The organism is Salipaludibacillus sp. CF4.18 (assembly GCF_051262595.1).
Classification (GTDB): Bacteria; Bacillota; Bacilli; order Bacillales; family Salisediminibacteriaceae; genus Salipaludibacillus; species Salipaludibacillus neizhouensis.
This window is the reverse complement of sequence record NZ_JBIMEV010000066.1, coordinates 1-21,368: the sequence shown is the minus strand read 5'-3', so window position 1 is coordinate 21,368 and position 21,368 is coordinate 1. Positions and strand designations below refer to the sequence as shown.

19 protein-coding genes and 2 pseudogenes are annotated in these 21,368 nt (G+C 38.6%); 18 read left to right on the top strand and 3 right to left on the bottom strand.

All coding sequences use genetic code 11. The annotated features are described in order from the left end of the window. Positions 1 to 507 precede the first annotated feature (507 nt). Positions 508 to 933, bottom strand: a complete 426-nt coding sequence (locus ACHABW_RS22865) for a DUF2935 domain-containing protein (protein WP_435758930.1) — start codon at positions 931 to 933, stop codon at positions 508 to 510. Positions 934 to 1,132: 199 nt separating this feature from the next. Between ACHABW_RS22865 and ACHABW_RS22860 the strand changes: the two genes are divergently transcribed. The 16 genes and pseudogenes from ACHABW_RS22860 to ACHABW_RS22785 all read left to right on the top strand — a co-directional run bounded on the left by ACHABW_RS22860 (position 1,133) and on the right by ACHABW_RS22785 (position 18,089). Beyond that, the gene (locus ACHABW_RS22860; RefSeq protein WP_435758928.1) at positions 1,133 to 1,834 is read left to right on the top strand and encodes a GntR family transcriptional regulator; all 702 of its coding nucleotides are present in this window, start codon (positions 1,133 to 1,135) and stop codon (positions 1,832 to 1,834) included. Positions 1,835 to 1,891: 57 nt separating this feature from the next. Next, positions 1,892 to 2,820: pseudogene (locus tag ACHABW_RS22855) on the top strand (sugar kinase). A gap of 112 nt (positions 2,821 to 2,932) precedes the next feature. Then, a complete protein-coding gene (locus ACHABW_RS22850; RefSeq protein WP_435758926.1) occupies positions 2,933 to 3,985 on the top strand; it encodes a TRAP transporter substrate-binding protein in 1,053 nt (350 codons plus the stop codon). A 102-nt stretch (positions 3,986 to 4,087) separates the two neighbouring features. Next, positions 4,088 to 4,564, top strand: a complete 477-nt coding sequence (locus tag ACHABW_RS22845) for a TRAP transporter small permease (RefSeq protein ID WP_435758924.1) — start codon at positions 4,088 to 4,090, stop codon at positions 4,562 to 4,564. Next, complete coding sequence (locus ACHABW_RS22840) at positions 4,564 to 5,838, top strand: TRAP transporter large permease (protein ID WP_435758922.1); 1,275 nt, start codon at positions 4,564 to 4,566, stop codon at positions 5,836 to 5,838. Before ACHABW_RS22845 ends, ACHABW_RS22840 begins: the two co-directional genes overlap by 1 nt. 21 nt (positions 5,839 to 5,859) lie before the next feature. Further along, the gene (locus tag ACHABW_RS22835; RefSeq protein WP_435758920.1) at positions 5,860 to 6,876 is read left to right on the top strand and encodes a zinc-binding alcohol dehydrogenase family protein; all 1,017 of its coding nucleotides are present in this window, start codon (positions 5,860 to 5,862) and stop codon (positions 6,874 to 6,876) included. A gap of 34 nt (positions 6,877 to 6,910) precedes the next feature. Then, positions 6,911 to 7,561, top strand: a complete 651-nt coding sequence (locus ACHABW_RS22830) for a bifunctional 2-keto-4-hydroxyglutarate aldolase/2-keto-3-deoxy-6-phosphogluconate aldolase (protein WP_435758918.1) — start codon at positions 6,911 to 6,913, stop codon at positions 7,559 to 7,561. Positions 7,562 to 7,597: 36 nt separating this feature from the next. Continuing rightward, positions 7,598 to 8,659, top strand: a complete 1,062-nt coding sequence (gene uxuA, locus ACHABW_RS22825) for a mannonate dehydratase (RefSeq protein WP_435758916.1) — start codon at positions 7,598 to 7,600, stop codon at positions 8,657 to 8,659. 50 nt (positions 8,660 to 8,709) lie between these two features. Then, positions 8,710 to 9,558, top strand: coding sequence for an SDR family oxidoreductase (locus ACHABW_RS22820; RefSeq protein WP_435758914.1), 849 nt, complete (start codon positions 8,710 to 8,712; stop codon positions 9,556 to 9,558). Between the two features lie 377 nt (positions 9,559 to 9,935). Continuing rightward, positions 9,936 to 10,229: pseudogene (locus ACHABW_RS22815) on the top strand (aldo/keto reductase); the annotation flags it as partial. A gap of 240 nt (positions 10,230 to 10,469) precedes the next feature. Beyond that, the gene (locus ACHABW_RS22810; protein WP_435758912.1) at positions 10,470 to 11,570 is read left to right on the top strand and encodes a hypothetical protein; all 1,101 of its coding nucleotides are present in this window, start codon (positions 10,470 to 10,472) and stop codon (positions 11,568 to 11,570) included. 928 nt (positions 11,571 to 12,498) lie between these two features. Next, positions 12,499 to 13,212 (top strand): hypothetical protein, encoded by a 714-nt coding sequence (locus ACHABW_RS22805; protein ID WP_435758910.1) that lies wholly within the window; start codon positions 12,499 to 12,501, stop codon positions 13,210 to 13,212. Between the two features lie 517 nt (positions 13,213 to 13,729). Further along, positions 13,730 to 15,073, top strand: a complete 1,344-nt coding sequence (locus ACHABW_RS22800; RefSeq protein WP_435758908.1) for a hypothetical protein — start codon at positions 13,730 to 13,732, stop codon at positions 15,071 to 15,073. A gap of 264 nt (positions 15,074 to 15,337) precedes the next feature. Next, entirely contained in the window at positions 15,338 to 16,030 is a 693-nt protein-coding gene (locus ACHABW_RS22795; RefSeq protein ID WP_435758906.1) for a response regulator transcription factor, read from the top strand. Between the two features lie 186 nt (positions 16,031 to 16,216). Then, on the top strand, positions 16,217 to 16,501 hold the full coding sequence (locus ACHABW_RS22790; RefSeq protein ID WP_435758904.1) for a hypothetical protein: 285 nt from the start codon (positions 16,217 to 16,219) through the stop codon (positions 16,499 to 16,501). 472 nt (positions 16,502 to 16,973) lie between these two features. Then, complete coding sequence (locus tag ACHABW_RS22785) at positions 16,974 to 18,089, top strand: plasmid pRiA4b ORF-3 family protein (protein ID WP_435758902.1); 1,116 nt, start codon at positions 16,974 to 16,976, stop codon at positions 18,087 to 18,089. A 199-nt stretch (positions 18,090 to 18,288) separates the two neighbouring features. Here ACHABW_RS22785 and ACHABW_RS22780 read toward each other — a convergent pair whose 3' ends face one another. Continuing rightward, positions 18,289 to 18,705 carry a globin gene (locus ACHABW_RS22780; protein ID WP_435758900.1) on the bottom strand — a complete coding sequence of 139 codons (417 nt, stop codon included), beginning with the start codon at positions 18,703 to 18,705 and terminating at the stop codon, positions 18,289 to 18,291. Between the two features lie 295 nt (positions 18,706 to 19,000). Between ACHABW_RS22780 and ACHABW_RS22775 the strand changes: the two genes are divergently transcribed. Continuing rightward, positions 19,001 to 19,195: a cell wall-binding repeat-containing protein gene (locus ACHABW_RS22775; protein ID WP_435758898.1), complete on the top strand. Its 195-nt coding sequence runs from the start codon at positions 19,001 to 19,003 to the stop codon at positions 19,193 to 19,195. A gap of 242 nt (positions 19,196 to 19,437) precedes the next feature. On the opposite strand, the gene ACHABW_RS22770 is transcribed toward ACHABW_RS22775, so the two are convergent. After that, the gene (locus ACHABW_RS22770) at positions 19,438 to 19,890 is read right to left on the bottom strand and encodes an NUDIX hydrolase (protein WP_435758896.1); all 453 of its coding nucleotides are present in this window, start codon (positions 19,888 to 19,890) and stop codon (positions 19,438 to 19,440) included. A 229-nt stretch (positions 19,891 to 20,119) separates the two neighbouring features. On the opposite strand from ACHABW_RS22770, the gene ACHABW_RS22765 reads away from it, so the two are divergent. Next, positions 20,120 to 21,358: an ATP-binding protein gene (locus ACHABW_RS22765; protein WP_435758893.1), complete on the top strand. Its 1,239-nt coding sequence runs from the start codon at positions 20,120 to 20,122 to the stop codon at positions 21,356 to 21,358. The last annotated feature ends 10 nt before the right edge of the window (positions 21,359 to 21,368 follow it).

The following is a 21,368-nucleotide window of genomic DNA, read 5'->3' as shown; positions in this document are numbered from 1 at the left end:
TGCATCATTTTTAACAGCTTGGCGTGATGGGGGTGAAATACGCTTTCCGCGTAAAGCACAAAGCAATTAGGAGAAAAGCACTCCTAATTAAAAACTGCGGAAACCTAGCTCATTGCATCAAAAGGGCATTGAAAAAGTAGAAATCGACTTTTTCAATGCCCTTAAAAACGATTTAGGTGAGCCCACACAGAGATCGAGGAGGCTCACCGGGGGCTAAAGAAAGCGAGTGGAACTTCTTCCAAACACCCTCCGATGATAAAAAAACAACAATCTAAATCAAAAAACTCTATGTTTATCCAAAAGTGTTAATGCAGTTTTTCTTAAAAGATAATAATTTATAAAATTTGCAGCTATTTTACGCCACAAGTATCAAGGGAAACCCACCCTCCTTTCGAGTAGCACCTACACGACTACGTAGGTGCTACTCGGGGCGGTGGCTAAAGATCACGCTGTATTTAATAAAAGACGGCTCTGCCGTTTTTCTTAAAAAACTACTACGTTTCAACTTCACTGCTGATACAAAATCGTCTGGCCAACTCCAATAAAATACTCTGATTCCACAATAATATGGTTCAAAACAACTTTGGCTGTTGGATTGGTACGGATAGGATCACTTTCTTCCATAATAGTCCGGCAAAACTGAATAAATTGTTCACTCTGCTCTAAACAAAAAGAGGTAAGCTGTAGAATATCCTGGTAGAGTTCCTGAGAAACTTGTCCACCAGAACGGTTGAGCGTTTCAATATATCTAATTACTTGGTGGTGCGCCTTGGCGAATTCTTTTTCCCATTCCTTTAATGCCTCGACATACTCCTGTTCCAGATTAACGACAAGTTCTCTAATAACTACGGTATGTTCCTCTTCCTGATGTTTCCAAAACTCCGCCTCATCAAGAACACGCAGGGGCATCTGGTTCCCATAATAAAACTGCATAATCAATCCTCCATCCTCTTTAACTCTTGTACTCCATTCATACATATTTCCAAGAAGATTCATTAGAACCATTTCTTTTTTGAAGCAGAGAACCGTCCCTATGCTTCAAAAAAATAATTGACAACGCTTTCAATATATACTAGTATACAAGTATGGAAGCGAACGAATTTTACTTTGTTTCATAATCTGGAGGTAAAAAATGACGGTTATAGATTTTACAAATAAAAAAAGCACTTCTATGGGAACAAAAGTATATGAGTTTCTGAAAAAAGAAATTGTCAGCTTAAATATGCTACCAGGTAAATCAATTAGTGAAAATGAAATAGCTGAAAGTTTACAAGTAAGTCGAACACCTGTGAGAGAAGCCTTTTTAAAACTTTCTCAAGAGGAGTTAATAACGGTGTATCCTCAGAAAGGGTCGATCGTTTCATTAATTGATTTGGATCATTTAGAGGAAACTAGATTTATGAGGGAGCATTTAGAAGTAGCTACGTCACTGCTAGCATGTGAGCTATTTAATGAAGAAAGTTTTCAGCGCATTACAGCTAACCTAGAAAAACAAGAAAAGTGTATTAGTGAAAAAAAGTATAAAGAGTTCTTTGATTTGGATGATGATTTTCATTCCATAATTTTTACAGGGTGTAACAAAACACGAATTTGGAATGTGCTGCAAAATATGATGAGTATTAATTTCAATCGAATAAGATTTTTAAGTGTATCGGAAGAATTAAATACGGATTTAGTTATCGCTCAACACCATGAGATTGCAAATGCTATTCGTGCAGAAGACAAGGTGCGTGTCGAGAAAGTTGTCCGTGAACATTTAAATTTAGTTGTCATTGATAGACAAGAGTTAAATAAAAAGTACCCGGATTTTTTTAAAGTGGTTCATCCGATTTAATCGTTTTAATGAAAGGAGTGAAGCAATGTGAAAGATGTCATTACAATAGGCGATGCAATGATTACGTTTAATCCTGGTTCAACGGGACCCATGAGGTTTGTTCAATCGTTTGAACGGAAAGTTGGCGGAGCAAGTTAAATTTTGCGATTGGCTGCGCGAGACTCGGTTTACAGACTGGTTGGATTAGCAGGCTTGGAAATGATGAGTTCGGTAAACATATTTTCAACTTTGTCCGTGGATAGGGAATTGATGTGTCAGAAGTGAAGTTAGTCGATGGTTTTCCGACCTCTTTAAATTTTAAAGAAATTATGGACGGTGGAGAAGGAAGCATATTTTACTATCGTTCTCAGTCACCAACGGTTAACATTATCGCCCGATAGCATTAAAAGAATCTATTTTGAAAGCGCTAAATTACTTCATATTACAGGTGTTTTTCCAGCTATTGATGAAAAAAACATGGAGATTATTCATGCGGCTATTTCAGAAGCTAAAAAAACAGGGGGTGCTCATTTCGTTTGATCCAAACATTCGTTTAAAAATGTGGACGAAAGAAAGAGCGAAAGAAGTATTAAGTATTACTTCAGTTTTTGCCTCACGTGGATATTTTGTTAACAGGGTTAGAAGAAGCAGAGCTCTTACTTGGAACGAATGAACCAAAAGAAATCATTAGTGAATGTAAGAAGTTAGGAATTGCTTATACCGCCATTAAACTTGGTGATAAAGGAGCCATTGGCTATCATGACGGGGAGTACATAGAGGCTGCTCCAAATGTGCCAAAAAAGGTTGTTGATACTGTTAGAGCGGGAGATAGCTTTGATGCAGGTTTTATCTACGGCGTCTTAAATAATTGGCCGTTAGAGAGAACATTAAAGTTTGCTAATACGATTGGCTCCATGGTTGTAAGTATTAAATGTGATAATGAAGGGCTGCCTTATCTGGAGAATGTTCTTATCAAATTAGGAGAAAAAGAATTTATTGAAAGATAAACATGATTATGAAAGCAGAATTACTCAGGGGAGGTGATTGAACGTACTGAAGGTTAGTCGGTTACCAAAAAGCTAGTAAACGAAGGATCTACTATTTTAAGGGGGATTTAGAATGAAAAAATTAAAAATTTTACCAGTCATTTTTTCAGCAATGTTTGTTATGTCAGCGTGTGGATCTGATGAATCTTCATCAGATACGAAAAATGGAAATAACGATTCAGCTAATGAAACTAACGATTCAGGTCAAGAAGCAGCAGGTGAGACGATTACTTGGAAATTCGGACATGTGGCTGCTGAAGATCACATATGGCATAAAACAGCTGAGAAATTCAGTGAGTTGGTAAGTGAAAATACAGATGGTCAAATTGAAATTGAACTCTATCCTAACAACCAATTAGGTGGAGAAACAGATACAATCAACAGTATTAAAGCAGGTTCGGCGGACTTAGTTATTTCCGGAGAAACCATGGCAAACTGGTCTCCAAAAGCAGCACTAATGGCAGTACCTTACGCTTTTAGAGGGGAAGATCACTTAGTAGAAGTGATTGAAGGTGACATCGGTCAGCAAATTGAAGATGAGATCGTTGAAGAAGTTGGTTTAACACCACTTTACCACCATACACGTGCACCACGTAACTTAACGTCAAACGAACCAATCTCGACTCCTGAAGATTTAGAAGATTTTAGTATGCGTGTACCAAACGTTCCATTGTTCTTAAGTGTTTGGGAAGCAGCAGGTGCAAGGCCGCAAGTGATGGACTTTACCGAGGTGTTTACTGGATTACAGCAAGGTGTTATCGATGGTCAAGAAAACCCGCTGGATTTAATTCATAGTGCTGGTTTTGCCGAAGTACAAGAATATGTGAATGAAACAGAACACGTTTACTCTTGGATTTATATTTTAGTAGGAAATGAACAGTTCGATGGTTTATCTGATGAGTTAAAAGAAAGCGTTTTAGCGGCTTCTGAAGAGGCTCAAGTTTACGGTAAAGAACTATTTGATGAAGAATTTGAGAACTACCGTACAGAGTTAACGGATCAAGGAATGACCTTCAATAGTGATGTTGATCAGGATGCATTCCGCGAAGCTATGCTACCTGCTATTAAAGAGAACTTATCTGAAGAACAGTTTTCTATTTACGAACAAATCTTGGAAGTAGAATAGTCATACAGAAAAATCTAGAAGGTACACCGCTTACGATCAAAAAAAATGAACAAACATGAAGTGAGTGGTGTACCTAATTTACTGGTAAAGGATTGAAGTAAAGTGAGGAGTACAAAACTATTAGACCGCACCTTGGAAATAGCTACAATACTATGTTTTACAGCATTAATCGTTGTGGTTATTATCCAAATTGCTTCCCGCTATTTACCACAGAGTTTTATTTGGACGGAAGAATTATCACGTTTCTTATTTTTATATTCGGTTTCCTTTGGTGCTCCGTTGGCATTAAAAGATAAAGAATTTATCAATGTAGATCTATTACTAAATTATCTTCCTAAAAGAGTAAGAGAAATCTATGAGGGATTCATCTATTTGACGATTGTTTTATTTAGTGCCGTCGTTGCGTTTTGGGGATTTAAGTTTATCGCAATTGGGCGTGGCCAATCATCAGCGACAATGGCATTAGATATGTCCATCATTCATGCCTGTATTTTTATTACGATGTTGTTCATTGGAATTTATGCATTACTTCATACGATCAACTATTTTAAGGGCCTCGAAAAGGGGAGTGAATCCTAATGTTAGCGCTATTACTGTTTGTTTCGTTTATCATTTTAATCTTTTTAGGAATTCCAATTGCTTTTAGTTTAGGCATCTCTTCGCTCATCTACTTGTTCATGGCGGATATTTCTTTATCCATTATTCCACAAAGAATGTTTGGTGGATTAAACTCTTTTGTTCTTCTGTGTATTCCGGGCTTTATTTTGGCAGGGAATTTAATGAATGCAGGGGGAATTACGGAGAAGATTATTCAGTTTACCAATAATGTTGTAGGGCATATCCGTGGTGGGTTAGGACTTGCAAATGTGGGATCTTCCATGGGATTTGCGGGTATATCCGGTACAGCTCTAGCGGACACAGCGAGTATTGGGTCGGTTTTAATTCCAGCCATGAAAAAACAAGGCTATGACGCTGACTTCTCTGCAGCTGTTACCTCATCATCATCAACCATTGGTCCGATTATTCCGCCATCATTGCCATTAATTATTGTTGGTACGTTAGCAAGTGTCTCCATTGGAGATCTCTTTTTAGCAGGGGCCATTCCTGGATTGATTTTAGGTATTGGTTTGATGATCGCTGTCTACATTATTTCGGTTAAGCGACAGTATCCAAAAGGAGAAAAACAAAAGTTATCCGTCATTGGAAAATCATTTATTGATGCTTTTTGGGCATTAATGATGACTGTAGTCATTTTGTACGGAATCTTGGGCGGTTATTTTACACCAACAGAAGCTTCTATTGTTGCGGTTGTTTATGCGTTAATAGTCGGTTTATTTGTGTATAGGGGTCTTAAAGTAAGCGCAATTCCATCTATTTTATTGAGTTCTATAAAGAGCACAGCTTCGATTATGATTTTAGTTGGTTTGGCAAATTTATTCGGATGGATTTTAGTGAGTGAAAAAATTCCTCAACTAGTGGCAGAAGGGATCTTAAGTATTTCGGATAACAAGGTCGTTGTCATCTTACTCATTATTTTACTGTTGCTGTTTGTCGGTACTTTCATGGAAACGATCGCAGCACTTGTCATCTTGTTCCCAGTACTTTTACCTGTAGCACAAACAGTAGGAATGGATCCTGTCCATTTTGGGGTAGTGATGGTTCTTGGTCTTATTATTGGACTTTCAACGCCGCCAGTCGGAGTTTGCCTGTTTGTTGCATCCAGTATCGGAAAGGTATCGGTAGGAAAGACGTCTGTTGCTCTTATTCCATTCTTATCCGTTAGTATTATTGTGTTATTGTTAGTTGCTTTTATACCGCAATTAACGCTTTATTTACCGAGTTTATTAGATTAAATACGAAAGGATTGAGTATTCATGAAAGCTGTTCAAGTTACAGGAGCACATGAGCTTGCAATAATAGAAAAAGAGAAACCAGTCATATCAGAAGCAAACCAAGTCTTAGTAAAAGTGAAAATGGTCGGTATTTGCGGCTCAGATATGCACATTTACCATGGTACAAACCCTTTAGCAACGCTGCCAAGAATTATTGGGCATGAGGTCACTGGTCAAGTAGAAGAAATTGGCGCTGATGTAACGGGTCTCGCTGTAGGAGATAAAGTAGTCATTGAACCCATTGAATCATGCGGAGAATGCTATGCATGTCGTACAGGAAGAAACAATGTCTGTAGCAAGTTAGAAGTATATGGTGTTCATCTAGAAGGCGGAATGCAGGAATACGTAGCGATGCCAGATTACTTAGTTCATAAAGTGAGTCAGGATTTAGATTGGAAAGAGTCTGTATTAGTTGAGCCATTTACGATTGGGGCACAGGCGACTTGTCGTGGAAATGTGAAAAAGGGAGACACTGTATTAATTACTGGGGCAGGTCCTATAGGTCTTTGTTGTTTAAAAATGGCGAAGGCAAAAGGAGCCACTTGTATCATTACAGATTTAAGTGACGATCGTCTCGAGTTTGCGAAATCTTGGGGGGCAGATGTTACGATAAATGCCGTACAGGAAGATGTAAAAGAAAAAGTTTTTGATTTCACAAACGGTGAAGGGGCTAATATCGTCATCGACGCTGTTTGTATCCCGAAAACTCTGGAAGATGCCATTGAAATTGTTTCTCCTGCTGGATATGTTGTTGTCCTTGGTTTTGATGAAAAGCCTTCAAGCATTCCACAATTGCCGATAACAAAGAAGGAAGTTACGATTGTAGGCTCGCGATTACAAACAAACAAGTTTCCGGAAGTGATTGAATTATTCAATGAAAAGACGTTAGGAATAGAAGATATGGTGACCCATCAATTCCCGGTAGAAAAGATTAAAGAAGCGATCTCATTAATTGAAAATTCTCCTAATGACATCCGCAAAGTTGTGGTCACATTTTAACGATAAATACTGAGATTGAGGTGTTATCAATACTATGATTCAAAAATCAAAGATCATCATGGAAATAGTAGAGTCAGGCGTCGTAGCTGTCATTCGCACAGAAAGTGAAGAGGAAGCGATCCAGATTTCGAGCGCTTGTATGAGCGGTGGAATTAGATCGATTGAAGTAACATTTACCGTGCCGGGGGCAGCAGATGTTATTTCGACGTTGGCGAAAAGGCCTGAGTTTAACAACTTACTTGTTGGTGCCGGGAGCGTTTTAGATAGTGAGACAGCACGGATTGCGATACTTGCCGGAGCTAAATATATTGTAAGTCCTTGTTTTGATCAAGGGACAGCCATCCTTTGCAATCGATACCAAATCCCTTACATGCCGGGCTGTATGACGGTAACTGAAATGAAAACGGCGATGGAGTTCGGTGCAGAAATCGTAAAAATGTTCCCTGGAAATCATTACTCACCATCCATCGTGAAGTCAATTAAAGGACCTCTTCCGCAAGTGTCGATTATGCCAACAGGCGGGGTTAATCTTGAAAATGCAAAAGAGTGGATCAAAAGTGGAGCAGTTGCTGTTGGAATCGGCAGTGATTTAGCCGCACCTGCTAAAAAAGGAAACTATGAAGAAGTCACCGCTTTAGCTAAACAATATTGTGATCTCGTTAAAGAAGCAAGAGCAGAAATGTAATACTACTAGATAAATAATGGTATGGAGTGGATTTTTATGAAAATGGTTTTTAGATGGTTCGGGGAAGGGAACGATAGTGTTTCTTTAAAACACATTGGCCAGATTCCGGGTGTAGAAGGTGTAGTATGGGCGCTTCATGATGTCCCTGTTGGAGAAGAGTGGCCAATGGATAAAATTGCAGAAGTGAAAAAGCAAGCTAATAAGTATGATCTTAATATTGATGTTGTGGAAAGTGTCAATGTTCATGAAGATATTAAGCTTGGTTTGCCTACAAGGGACTTATACATTGAAAACTATAAAAAAACGATCGAGAAATTAGCGGAGGTTGGCGTTAAGGTCATCTGTTATAACTTTATGCCTGTTTTTGACTGGTTGCGAACGGATCTGTTTAAAGAGCTTGAAGATGGTTCAACGGCACTTTTTTATGAAGCTTCGAAAATAAAAGATATTGACCCAATGGAGTTAGTCAAAAAAATTGGTGCTGACTCTGAATTAACGATGCCTGGCTGGGAGCCTGAAAGACTTTCTCATTTGGCGAAGTTATTTGAGGCTTACAAAGATGTGACAGCAGAAGATTTATGGGATAATTTAAAATACTTCTTAGATGAAATTATTCCAGTTGCAGAAAAACATGATATTAAAATGGGGATTCACCCAGATGATCCGCCATATTCGGTTTTCGGTTTGCCACGGATTATTATTAACCGCGAAAATATTCAACGATTTTTAAATCTTGTTGATAATCCATATAACGGTTTAACACTATGTAGTGGTTCTTTAGGAGCCAATCCGAATAATAACATCGGAGAAATGGTTCGTGAATTTGCAGATCGCATTGCTTTTGCTCATATCCGCAATGTTCGAGTCTATGAAAATGGTGACTTTATCGAGACATCCCACCGAACTCAAGATGGTACAGTCGATATTTATGACATTGTCAAAGCGTATCATGAGAATGACTTTAAAGGATATGTGAGACCCGACCATGGCAGACATATTTGGGACGAAAAATGCCGACCTGGATACGGGTTAAATGATCGTGCGCTAGGAATCATGTATATGTGGGGAATTTGGGATTCGCTTGAAAGACAGAAGTAAGTGTGAAGACTTATTTCAAAATAGTAAATGTATGAAGGGAGTGTTGGGTTATGTTACCACTAAATGAAAACCTTAAAGGAAAAGTAGCCGTCATTACTGGAGGAAGTGGTGTCCTCTGCAGTGCGATGGCAAAGGAACTGGCCAGACAGGGAGTTAAGGTTGCCATTCTTAACCGAACGGAAGAAAAAGGAAAAGAAGTTGAACAAAGCATTAGAGAAGCGGGAGGAGAGGCTCTAGCGATTTCTTGTGATGTTCTGGATATCGAAAGTATCAAAAAAGCAGAAGAAATCGTAACAGATACATTTGGAGTTTGTGACATTTTAATCAATGGAGCAGGCGGAAACCACCCAGATGGAATTACGACAAACGAAATCTTCCAAGAAGAAGATTTGGAAAAAGATGATGTCTCTACTTTCTTTGATTTAAAGAGTGAAGGTTTTGGCCATGTTTTTAACTTGAACATTTTAGGAACCGTAAATCCAACACAAATCTTTTTAAAGAAAATGATTCAAAAAGAAAATGTCGTTGTGATCAATATGTCGTCAATGAGTGCCCCGTCCCCAATGACGAAGGTCCCTGCCTATAGTGCGGCAAAAGCGGGTATTGATAATTTTACACAGTGGTTAGCTGTTCATATGGCTCAAACCGGAGTACGCGTAAATGCCATCGCGCCAGGCTTCTTTCTCACAGATCAAAACCGGAATCTATTAACAAATGAAGACGGTTCACTCACCGATAGAGCAAATAAGATTATTACACATACACCAATGAGAAGATTCGGTGATCCCGAAGATTTACTTGGAACATTATTATGGTTAGTTGACAACAACATGTCTGGCTTTGTAACAGGCGTAACCATCCCCGTAGACGGAGGGTTCATGGCCTACCCCGGCGTTTAAGCAAACAAAGGGTGAAGCATGGGGACGGTTCTGTGCATCATTCAGAGGGCTCGAATCCGCTCTAGGCGGACGCTTTCCGCGGGCAATGACTTCAGCCTCCTCGGGAAAGTTCGTCCCTACGGGGTCTTCAGCTATTGCTTTTCCTGAGGGAGTCTCCGCCTTCGCTACTTCGAGTTATACGTTCAAAAAAGATAAGTTTTAAATAGTAAACCTCGCCATGCGTGCAGAAGTGCCCATACGCATGGCGAGGTTTGTATTAGTTGAAGAAAAGATTGTGTCATTTATTTTCGGTATGATTTTTATGAAGTGTGGGGTGACAAGGAGGGACTAGACATTGATTTCTAGTCCCTTTCCTTACCCTTACCCGTAGTTTAGCATCTTGTATAGAACAGGACTTAGGCGTTTTAGCTCGAGTGCCGTTAGCCAGTGGATTTCTAAGTGGCAAATATAAACCAGGTGCCGTGTTTAATGATAATGTAAGAAAAGGGCATAAACAAGAAGCTATTGATGAAAAGTTAAGACTAGTTGAGCAAATCAAACAGAATGAAGTTCCAGAAGGCGTTACTATGGCAGAATGGGCTTTAGCTTGGAACTTAAAAAATCCTGCAGTAACCTGCGTCATACCAGGATGTAAAAATGTAGAGCAAGTCGAAGTGAATGCCAAAGCAGCAACACAACTTAAAAGAAGCAGGGGGCGGTTCCCTGCTTCTTTTTTTTTCGTTTGGTCTGTCATCACTCCTCAAATAAGAAAATCATCATTATTCCGTCTTGATCGGAGTATAAAAAGAAATGGGTGATTTTTTTAGAAGTGAAAATGATATACTTGTCAAAGACCATACACAGTGAAAAGTACTAGCTTTTTTTAAGTGGAGCTTCTTATTTTTTGATAAATGAAAGGTGAGTGTATGGGCATGAAAAGACTTTTACTAGCACTTATTATAGGCTTATTCGTACTAACTTCATGTTCCAATAGCGATTATCAAAATGCTATGGATAAGGGGATTGAAAGCCTAGGACAAAAAGATTATCATCAGGCATCTGTTTATTTTGAAATAGCAACAAGGGAAGAAGATGGTGAAAGTGAGGCGACATCCTATTATGAACAAGCTACTCTGATGGACGATGCCATTCAAGCATACGAAAAGAATGATTTGGAGGTAGCCCTTGAATCTGTTAATAAGGTCATTGTTCAGCCTAACGTGTTAAATTCGATGGAAAAAAAAGCGGAAAATTTAAAAGATAAGATCCAATCGGCTATAGATGAGAGGGTTGTTTTTGAAGAAAAATTAAATGATGTTAAACACTTGTTTGAAAATGAAAATTATCATGAATCTAACAAAGAGTTGCAAGTTTTAGAAGAATTAATCGCAGCAAATGAGGCTCTATCTATTTATCAATTGGACTTAGAAAACCTGAAAACTAAAGTTGAACTCGCTTTGAGTGAAATTGATCAAGCTGAAAACGAGGAAGAAAAAGAACTCGCGTCTATATCGGAGGAGGAGACTATTTCAGAACCAGCACCAGAACCCGATACTAAATCTGAATCAGAGAGCGAGCCAGAGCCTGAACCAGAAACAGAAACAGAAAAAGAAGATATTGTTTATGAAACTTATGAGAATGGACGGTTCGGGTTTTCCTTTGATTATCCAGCAAATTTTGAGATGGCCCCTCCACCAACAAACGGTGATGGCGTTCGTTTTTATAATACAGAGTTCGAAATTACCGCTTATGGCGGGCACACTAACATACTTAGTCAAGATGAAACAATTGAAACCTATTACGAAAGAGATATAAATGAAGCACCTGAAGATATTGCCTACCAACAAAAGAAAGATGATTGGTACGTACTCTCCTATGAAGTGAGCGGCATGATCGTGTACAAACAATTTTTCTTTGGAGAAAATACTTTCAATTCATATACGATTAATTACCCCGGCAACAAACAAGAAAAATATGGACCCATTCTGACTAGAATTTCCGAATCATTCCTACCGGCACCCGATCTCCGGTAGGAAGTATGGGGACGGTTCTCTGCTTCATTTTCACTGCTTGAGTAACATTTTATCGGTATATGATACCTCAGTTTTGGTCACGGATATGTATAAACAAAGAGCTATAACAAAAAGGCTTAGACCTCTTTAAGCCTTTTTTAGGATAGATGTTAGCAAACCCTCCTCCAATTTTAATTACCCTCTCTTAAAGACGGCGATACTATTCTTCTTATCTGATATCTATGGAACGGGCTCACTTGAGTTCCCCCCTCATATCGCAGTAGAATGGTAAATCGCTATGCGATATATCGAGTGTAACAAAATTATCGACATAGCTTTCGTATAACTAGATAATAATGGTATACTTAATAGACAATTAGTGAGAAATTATTTCGTAATTTCCCGGGAAATGTCGTTTTAGAGGAACTTCAACTATTGGGTGTCCAGCACGCCGCTTTCGCTAGTTCAGGCTTTTCATGTAATGTATCAGCAGGCGATATGACTTGCGTAACGAGCGCGAAGAAAGCGATAAGCGAATGCTCATTGATTTAATGATATTGTCTCATTTGGCCTGCTTGTTTAAGGGGTGGTCGTAGCGTTACGCGATATGTACAAGTTATTGGACGATACAATCTAGCGGAAGACCTTCTGTGAATAGAGGGCGTAGAAGAATCTATTGAAAGAGTAATTGCGATACATAGAATCCCACTCCTAGAAATTAATGGGCGATATACATAAGCGATATACATCTAAAAGAGATGACAACTTGAAGTCGCAGCAAGCGGCATGCTTGGTGAAGAAAGCATGGAAAAGTCTAATAAAATAAAGACATTTCAATAGATCTACTCTAGAAATGGATGGTCATGTTTATCATATCGCGGGGCGATACACTAGCAATTTCACCATAAAAAACTTAGATATTTATTAGATTAGTAAAAGGAGAGACGATATGCGACATGATATACAACCAAATGAACGGTCTTTTTCTACAAAGGAAGTGGCAGAGCAAGTGGGGATTGCAACTCCCACGGTTCGGAAGTATGGCCAAATCCTTGAGCGAAACGGCTATGAATTTTTTAAAGATGCAGATCGGCGTATCTTTGTTCAATCAGACATCGAAGCACTTATAGCGTTACGCGATACGGACAGGCCCTTGGACGATACAGCGAAAGATCTTATGGAGCAACAAAAAGAAAGATTAGAAGACTCCAATCAGACATCCCCAGCTGTATCGGCACCCGATACATATGCTAATCTACCGAATGATCCCAATCAATTAAAAGAGTTCTTACAGTATCTAGCAAATGAACTGGCGGCGACTCGTGATATGAACAACCAACTGACAAACAGTATGTCTGAATTAAAAACAACGGTTTCCCGGCTTCAACAGGACCATCATGTGATCAGTTCTGTTATAGGGAATTCTGCACAAAAAACGAATGCGAAAATAGAAAAGTTAACGGAACAACAAAGAACCGAGTTCGATACATTGCTTGAACAAGAAAAACAAAAAAGTGAATTCTTACAAAAAGAATTACAAATGATGCGGGACGAACAGCAAAGAGAATGGCGTTCACAAAACGAGTTTAATAAACGTTTAGAGGGTGCGGTACAAAAACCTAAAGGAGTTTTGGAGGGGCTATTTTCCAAACTGCGCAAATAGGCTGGAATCATGGAAGTTTTCTGTTTTAAATTAACTCATCCTGAATGGGTGGAAGAATCGTTTTATATAGACATAGTAATTAATAGAAAGCCGCCATGCGTGAAGAAGGTCACTTCACGCATGGCGGTTGTTTGTTTATGGCTATTCATAGTATAGAAATCTTCCACGCTCTCATTAGTAAAAATATCGTTACACAGATCGATAATGAAAGAGTGTGAGGAATGATACTTATTAAACCAAAAGAATAGAGTAGAATCCATGAAAATTAACTTTGCTGTACGTGGAAGGGAGTAATATCTTTCCTTTTCAACATTTATCGTAATTTAGTCATAATTTTTCTTATTCTGATAATAGTTTGATCATATTTTTCATTTACACTAAATTTGTACCCCAAAAGAGGGCAATGCAAAATGTTCAAAGGAGGTCGTTTTGAAGTTTCCCCCCCAAAAACTAAATGATCATTACTTATAAGGTTTGGGTGTAAAAAAAATTACTTATTTTCAAGGAGGACTACAAAATGGTAGTAAAACGTAATCTTAATACTGAAAAGAAAGTATTAAAACGACAGAGTCGAAAAGTACCGTTTGTGTTATCAACATCTATGTTAGCTGCAACATTTTTGGCAGCGGGAGCAACGGTATCCGCAGATGAACATAATGGACAAGATGTAAATCATGGTGAAATTGTATCTGAAGTGGCCCAAGCTCTTCCTGGCTCACCTGAAAAAGGCCAGATCATGAGTTCAATTGCTCAAGGTGACTATGAGCTAGCGAATGAAATTTTAAGTGACTTAATTGATGATCGTGAAGATTTAAATGAAGAAGATTTTGAAGACTTAATTCCAGAAGACGTAACAGAAGAAGATGCGGCAGAAGAAGACACAACAGAAGATGAAGCAGAAGAAGAAGACGTAACAGAAGAAGATGCGGCAGAAGAAGACGCAACAGAAGATGAAGCAGAAGAAGAAGACGTAACAGAAGAAGACACAACAGAAGATGAAGCAGAAGAAGACGCAACAGAAGATGAAGCAGAAGAAGAAGAAGTAACAGAAGAAGATGCGGCAGAAGAAGACGCGGCAGAAGAAGACGCGACAGAAGATGAAGCAGAAGAAGAAGAAGCAGAAGAAGAAGAAGCAACAGAAGAAGAAGCAACAGAAGAAGACGCGACAGAAGATGAAGCAGTAGAAGAAGAAGAAGCAACAGAAGAAGAAGCAGTAGAAGAAGATGCAACAGAGGAAGAAGCAACAGAAGATGAAGCAGTAGAAGAAGACGCGACAGAAGATGAAGCAGAAGAAGAAGACGCGCTAGCAGAAACAGAGCAGCAATTAGATGCCCAACACGATGAAATTGTTGAGGAAATAACAGAACGTTATCAATCCATCTTTGATAGAAATGAAGCACTATTAGATTATCAAGATCTCTATATAGAGGATCAATTGGTATCGATCGGTGTGATAGATGAAACGGAAGATGCAGAGGGTCTTGAAGAAGAAATTGCTCTAATCACTGAAGATGTAGAAGAGAATCTTGATGAAGGTGCAGATGGAAATAGTCAAGACATCCAAGCAGAAGGCAATGCAGAGGTTAAGGCTGGTGCAGAAGCTGAAGTCGTAACAAATGAAAATGATGCAGTAGAATCTGACGAAACAACAGATGAGAATGCTACTGTTGCTGTAATTGAAGCAGACGCTGAAGCAGAAGGCAATGCAGAAATTCAAGCTGAAGCAGACGAGCTAGTGGAAGATGAAAATGATCAGCAGGTTCAGCAGAACGGTTCTACGTTCCAACCTTTTCTACAGCTGACTAATGCTTATGAGAAAGTTAAAACCTCTTATGCTAATTTCATCTCTTCATTGAAATAACTAATATTGTATAAGGACTCTGGTGAACATTCACCAGAGTCCTTATCTGTAATACGACAACCTTTTTTACTAAATTAGCTAAACCATACAAAATGAATTGAGCATAAAAGACCTAAAAAAATGATTGCTACGTGTTTTTCTTAATGAATCTATCGTCTCTTGATAAGTGAATCAGAACAATGCTACTTTAAATAGAGTACTTAGTAAAAACTGATTCCAAAACTTTTTAAACAAATTTGTTAATTTACTAGAGGAGTGCGTAATATGTTTAAAGTTTTAGTCGCAGATGATGAAGATTCAATTCGTGAAATTTTAAAGTACTCTTTTAATAAAAATGGTATGGAAGTATGTGAAGCACGTACAGGTAAAGAAGTGTTAGAAAGCCTTCGAACCTTTTCGGCTGATTTTATCATTCTTGACATTATGATGCCTGAAATGGATGGCTATGAAGTGTGCAGAGAGTTAAGAAAAACGTCCGAAGTCCCAATCCTTATGGTAACGGCTAAAGGGGAAGAGTACGATCGTGTTCTCGGTTTGGAATTAGGTGCAGATGATTATATGATCAAACCATTCAGTCCGAGAGAATTAATTGCACGTATGAATGCGATTTACAGAAGAATAGATTCTGGACACCGTATTAATGTTGAAAATGAACAAGAAGCTTATACTAATGGTGATTTAAAAATACACCTTAAACACCGTAAAGTCACTGTAAAAGAAGAAGTTATTATTTTTAAACCAAGGGAATTTGATTTACTGGCCTATCTATCCAAATCTCCTGGACAAGTCTTCACAAGAGAAGCCCTGCTGCATCATGTGTGGGGGTATGACTTTATTGGGGACATCCGTACGGTCGATGTGCATGTAAAAAAAATCCGTGAAAAACTTAAAGAGAAGAAATCTGATGTGTTGCAAACAGTATGGGGAGTGGGGTACAAATTTGAACCTAAGTTGTAAGGTGAGAGGAGGCACTGTTCTCCTGCTTCTTCTTACTAATAAGTATAATAAATATTTTTTAGAATAAGTCATATACAACGTTTTACCTCTCTATAATTAGGGAAAAGGAAAATACTACGTGAAAAATCTTTATTCCGTTTATATCGTACAGATTACTGGTCAAAGCAGAAAGGGTGAGGATATAACATGAGTAAAAAAAATGTTGCCCCAAAAAGTGCCATGGTCGTCAGAAACGAAGCAGGAAAAGGGATAGATGTCATTTCCGCAAAGATAATTGCACAAGCCCTTAAAAAAGGGGAAAATGTCTTCGAACTATTGGAAACGTTTTCAAACTTGACTAGGGTGGATGATTCATTCATTGAAGGCGAGGAACCTCAAGAGGCTTCAGCCATTTATCTTAATAAGTTAAACAATTATAAATTTACTGTGAATCGATGCCGTAAAAATACATTCTCTTTTGCACCTTGCTAATCCGGAATTTACTAAATCAATACACATAGTTGAAGCACGCGCACTCTAAAGGGATAGGTTGGCTATATAGCTGAATTAGTGTTACTGGGTGCGAACTCTCATACCTGAAGTTTTGCCTTTCGTATCGGCAGGCGATATGAAAGGCAAAACCGACATAGAAGGAGCGATACGCAGCGTGCGTATCGTTTTTCAATCAGACATCGAAACTCTTATAGCGTCAAGCGATATGGACGGACCATTAGGCGATACAGCAAAAGGTCTTATGGGAGAAATAAGGAAGGCAAGACGGCTCCAATTAAACGCGACTGTATCGTGTATCGTCACCCGATACACGCGATTTACCATACGGATACACTTGTGTGGAATAGAATTTATCATTTTTCTAAGCTGATTTGGTCGTTTTAGTATATGGCATTATGATATAATTCGAAAAAAGCGGATCCTTTTTGATGCCATTTGGAGGGTATTATTGGTGCTAATTCAATGTACAAAGAAACTGTTAACTGAGTTAAAAGTAAAACCAGAACCAGGACCAGCTACGGAGGAAAAACCGTTGTTTTCTTGGCATGCAAATATCATAAAATTGGGCAGGAAAAAAACACTTGTACTGACTAATGACAGCAATCGCTATGCTATTGTTATATATGGTTTAAAAGCAAAGGATTTTAAACGAATAGGTGTGGTGATTCAAGAAGCAATTCGTGAAACATTTCGTGAAGAGCATATAAAAGATGATGTGATAGAGGCATACATTTCTCAGTCTAAGGAGATCACATTCTCCACGACAAAAAATCGGACGTGCGTTGCCAGATTGAATAAGGCTTGTGAAAATACATATTTTTATAATGGAGAGTTAAATGAAGAGGCTCTTTTTCAACCTCCTGCAAGTAAAAACATTAGCCGGTTAATTGTCGGTATTGGGAAAAATGAGTATACGCGCCCGAACGAAGATTTATATCGTGATTTAGAAGAGTGGAAAGGCAATCCTATTTTTAATGAGGAAGGCGTTATTCTTAAAATAACGTTGGATCTTGAAAATCATAACATTTGGCGCAGAATCGTTGTGCCGAAGCATATGACGTTTACGGAATTACATCAAACGATACAAAGTGCTTTTAACTGGCAAGGGTACCATCTGCATGCGTTTGCTATTTTTGCAAGTAAACCGATGTCCATTTCTGTAAAACAGCAGGCAAAGGAGCGAAAGCCGATTGTTAACCTAGTTAGCAATGAAGAAGCTTTAAGTTATGACGCTGGCGTACCGATGAAAATGGAAACTGGGATAAAGTTGTCAGAATACCTTCCTGCCGAAATTACCTACCAATATGATTTCGGTGATGACTGGCAGCACCATATCGTTGTTGAACAAATGGTGGATGACTATGATGTGAATTATCCCATCTGTCTTGCCGGCGAGGGAAATGCGCCACCTGAAGATGTTGGTGGAGAACCAGGGTACGACGAATTTCTAGCTTGTATCAAAAGTCAAACCCATCCCGAGCATTCCCATATGAGAAGCTGGGGGATCAGTCAAGGGTACAAAGAATTTAATATGGACATGCTGAATAGATGGCTCAAGAGTTTATAAGAGAGACGCAGGGACGGTTCTCTGCTTCCTTTTCACTGCTTGAGTAATAATTCATTCCGCTTGGTTTATTGAAAAAACAACAAAATAACAAGTGGCGAGGCGTGAAGGATTATCCTTCACGCCTCTTGCATTCTTATATACTAAATCAAATATATTTTACCATTGAACAAATACATACGAATGCCAATGATCCTGCCAATTATTCTTCTGTTGTATCCGAACTATTAACCATGATACTGGCTACCTGTATTAACCGATTGTAGAAAGCCATTCCTGCTGGCGTATCATAGAGACCTATTTCCACAAAAGCACCTTTCATACAATTGAGCCAGCATTCCGCTCTTTTTGGTGTTATTTCAAAGGGGAGATGTCGGTTTTTCATGGCAGGAGGTCCAAACTCCTGACTGTATACAGCGGACCCACCTAAAAATTGAGGCAAAAACATACGCTGCTTATTTTTAATCTCTTCGATGTCACCTTCAAACAAGGGTCTTAGCTCCTCATCTTCATATACGCGAGGATAGAAAGCATCCACAAGCTTATCGATCGTTTCTTGTCCACCAATTTCAACATAAAGAGTATTTAAGTTTGACCTTATTTTCCCACCCGCCTTCATTTTCCTTTCATTATAATAGCAAAACAAAAGGTATGCTGTGACACATGTCACACCCATTGGAAACGTAGGGACGGTTCTCTGCTTCATTTGACTGTAGGATAAGGGGTTTGGCTTGGTAGAGTTAATGTGCTGTTGTTAAAAGAATACAAGATTGCCTTTTATAGAAATGCTCATAACCAAACTAAGCACCAGGAATGAAGTAGAGCACTTCACGCCTGGTGCTTTTGTATGTATTGTTTTATCAATTGTGAAGTGACAGATGATAGTTCGAGACGAAGCGAACTAAGGGATTGAAGTGGATCGCTTAAGCGGGACTGATAGATACAAGACGAATCGTCGTTATCAAGCCTCTATCACCGATGAGTCACTAGATTATGTGGTGATTGCTCCGCGCACGAATTACCCTGATACGTTAGCTGGGGGGGTGTTAAACAAACGTTTAAACGGAACGACGCTTCTTGTAACTCCTCAAGAAGGTATTATAAAATGATGTAACAATGGAAACTCAGAATATTAAAACCAAATGTAAAAGCCCTTATCATCGGTGGAAGTGTCGCTGTTCCAGGAAGAGTGGAATGTAAAAACAGGAGGAGTTTAGTCCGGTATGAATGTTTTTTCCTAGCAGGATGACTGCTTTCACACACGTCGGAGAGGGAAAAAATTTAATTAATTTTCAACAAGTTTTGATAAAAGATTGAAGGTTAGTTGCGTGCAGTAATTTACAAAGGGACATCACTTCTGATTTTTAACGGAATCTAATATCATCGCTGTAGTTGTGGTTAGATTGTTAGGCAAAGAATGTAAGTCGTAAAATTTAGCTTCATTTATCTCTGAACTATCGACACGGAGGTTACATTCATAATAAACATCAGATACATAGATGGCAATAACACTGTAAACCTTATCGCCATTAGGATACTCATGATAAAACTCTTTCCCAGAATAGATATGAGAAAAAGAAAGTGTATCAATTTTCATGCCTATTTCTTCATGCAGTTCTCTATGGATCGTTTGCTCAAACGTTTCGCCTAATTCCATATACCCGCCAGGAAGCCCCCAGTTGTTTGTATCCATTCTATGAACCAATAAAATATTCTCGTTTGTATCCTTAAGAATTACCCCCGCGGAATTCAAAATAACGGGCATATTGCCTATAAGTTCTCGAATACTTTCTATGTAGCCCATAGCCAACCTCCTCTCACGATTTCTAAAATTCGTATATTATGATCATCTGATATCTAATATAAACATGGGTTGTTGTTTGAGCTTAGCGGGATTGACGTCTTTTTCTTGAAAGAACGAGTAATTTAGTTACTCGAATGAAGCACAGAACCGTCCCTTTGTTTCCCTTTGTTTCCCCTTGTTTGTTTGCTATACTATTAAAAAATGGTTCCAACTGAAATGAGGCTTTATCTTGACTGAAATCTTGCTTTTGAACTTTTTCTTTTTGCTTTTTCCTGCCATGTTGTATGTTATTTTCTTTGAACATCGACTAAATAGTAATAATAACAACCTGTTTATTTTACTAGTATCATCTTGTTCGATCGTTCTATGTATGACTTATCCTATCCAATTGGAACTTGGATTCATCTATGATTTGCGCTATATTCCTTTTATTATCGCAGCGCTTTTCGGTGGCTTTAAAATTGCCTTACCATTATACGCTGTTTTAAACGTCTATCGATTTATAATTGGTGGAGAAGGAATATTACTTTCCTTTTTATTCTCAACGATCGTACTTGTGGCCGTGTGTTTATTGAGCAGATACTTCTTAAAACAAAACGGGAGAGACCGACTAAAAATAGCAGCTCTTGCCTCTATTGGAACGATGTCCTGTTATCTCTTGATTCTAGCAGGTTTTTACGAAACGATAACGCCTGAATTCTGGCTTATGGCGGTCAATGTCCTTGTGATTCATGTTGGGGGAATGATTGCTGTGATGGCTTTCATTGAGAAAACGATTACTAATATTAAAACACGTGAAAAGTTCTTGGAATCTGAAAAACTTCATATCATCAGTGAATTGTCAGCGAGTGTTTCTCATGAAATTAGAAACCCACTCACCGTTACTAGCGGGTTTCTTCAACTTTTATATCAATCAAAAGGTATAACGAAGGATGATAAGCGGTATGTAGACCTTGCATTACAAGAGACAAAGCGGGCAGAAGAGATTGTGACTGATTTTCTTTCGCTTGCTAAACCGCAGGCGGAACATATGGTTCATTCGAACTTAAAGGAAGAATTCGAATATGTGAATAAGATTATGCAGTCCTATGCCAACCTTCATCAAGTAGAGTTGGACTATCATTTTGACAACACTTTAATAAAAAAGTATGACAAAAATCAGCTTCAGCAATGTTTAGTCAATCTATATAAAAACGGAATTGAATCGATGAAAGATCAGAACGGAACTCTTTTCATCGATGTCGGGGAACATAAAGGCAAGATCAGTATTAAAATTACAGATACCGGAGTTGGCATGACAAAAGAAGAAATGGCGGACATTGGCAAGCCCTATTACTCCACGAAAAAAGAAGGGACAGGCCTCGGTATGGTCATGGTCTATTCCACCATCAGCAAGCTGGGCGGTTCCATAAATATAAAAACCACCAAAGGAAAAGGCACCACCTTCCACCTCACCATCCCCGCCTAGGGAAACAAGG

Bases quoted from the DNA above. Each gene is read 5' to 3' on its own strand.
- ACHABW_RS22865 (WP_435758930.1), bottom strand. From the start codon at position 933: ATGCAGTTTTATTATGGGAACCAGATGCCCCTGCGTGTTCTTGATGAG.
- ACHABW_RS22860 (WP_435758928.1), top strand. From the start codon at position 1,133: ATGACGGTTATAGATTTTACAAATAAAAAAAGCACTTCTATGGGAACA.
- ACHABW_RS22850 (WP_435758926.1), top strand. From the start codon at position 2,933: ATGAAAAAATTAAAAATTTTACCAGTCATTTTTTCAGCAATGTTTGTT.
- ACHABW_RS22840 (WP_435758922.1), top strand. From the start codon at position 4,564: ATGTTAGCGCTATTACTGTTTGTTTCGTTTATCATTTTAATCTTTTTA.
- ACHABW_RS22835 (WP_435758920.1), top strand. From the start codon at position 5,860: ATGAAAGCTGTTCAAGTTACAGGAGCACATGAGCTTGCAATAATAGAA.
- ACHABW_RS22830 (WP_435758918.1), top strand. From the start codon at position 6,911: ATGATTCAAAAATCAAAGATCATCATGGAAATAGTAGAGTCAGGCGTC.
- uxuA (WP_435758916.1), top strand. From the start codon at position 7,598: ATGAAAATGGTTTTTAGATGGTTCGGGGAAGGGAACGATAGTGTTTCT.
- ACHABW_RS22820 (WP_435758914.1), top strand. From the start codon at position 8,710: ATGTTACCACTAAATGAAAACCTTAAAGGAAAAGTAGCCGTCATTACT.
- ACHABW_RS22810 (WP_435758912.1), top strand. From the start codon at position 10,470: ATGAAAAGACTTTTACTAGCACTTATTATAGGCTTATTCGTACTAACT.
- ACHABW_RS22805 (WP_435758910.1), top strand. From the start codon at position 12,499: ATGCGACATGATATACAACCAAATGAACGGTCTTTTTCTACAAAGGAA.
- ACHABW_RS22800 (WP_435758908.1), top strand. From the start codon at position 13,730: ATGGTAGTAAAACGTAATCTTAATACTGAAAAGAAAGTATTAAAACGA.
- ACHABW_RS22795 (WP_435758906.1), top strand. From the start codon at position 15,338: ATGTTTAAAGTTTTAGTCGCAGATGATGAAGATTCAATTCGTGAAATT.
- ACHABW_RS22790 (WP_435758904.1), top strand. From the start codon at position 16,217: ATGAGTAAAAAAAATGTTGCCCCAAAAAGTGCCATGGTCGTCAGAAAC.
- ACHABW_RS22780 (WP_435758900.1), bottom strand. From the start codon at position 18,705: ATGAAGGCGGGTGGGAAAATAAGGTCAAACTTAAATACTCTTTATGTT.
- ACHABW_RS22770 (WP_435758896.1), bottom strand. From the start codon at position 19,890: ATGGGCTACATAGAAAGTATTCGAGAACTTATAGGCAATATGCCCGTT.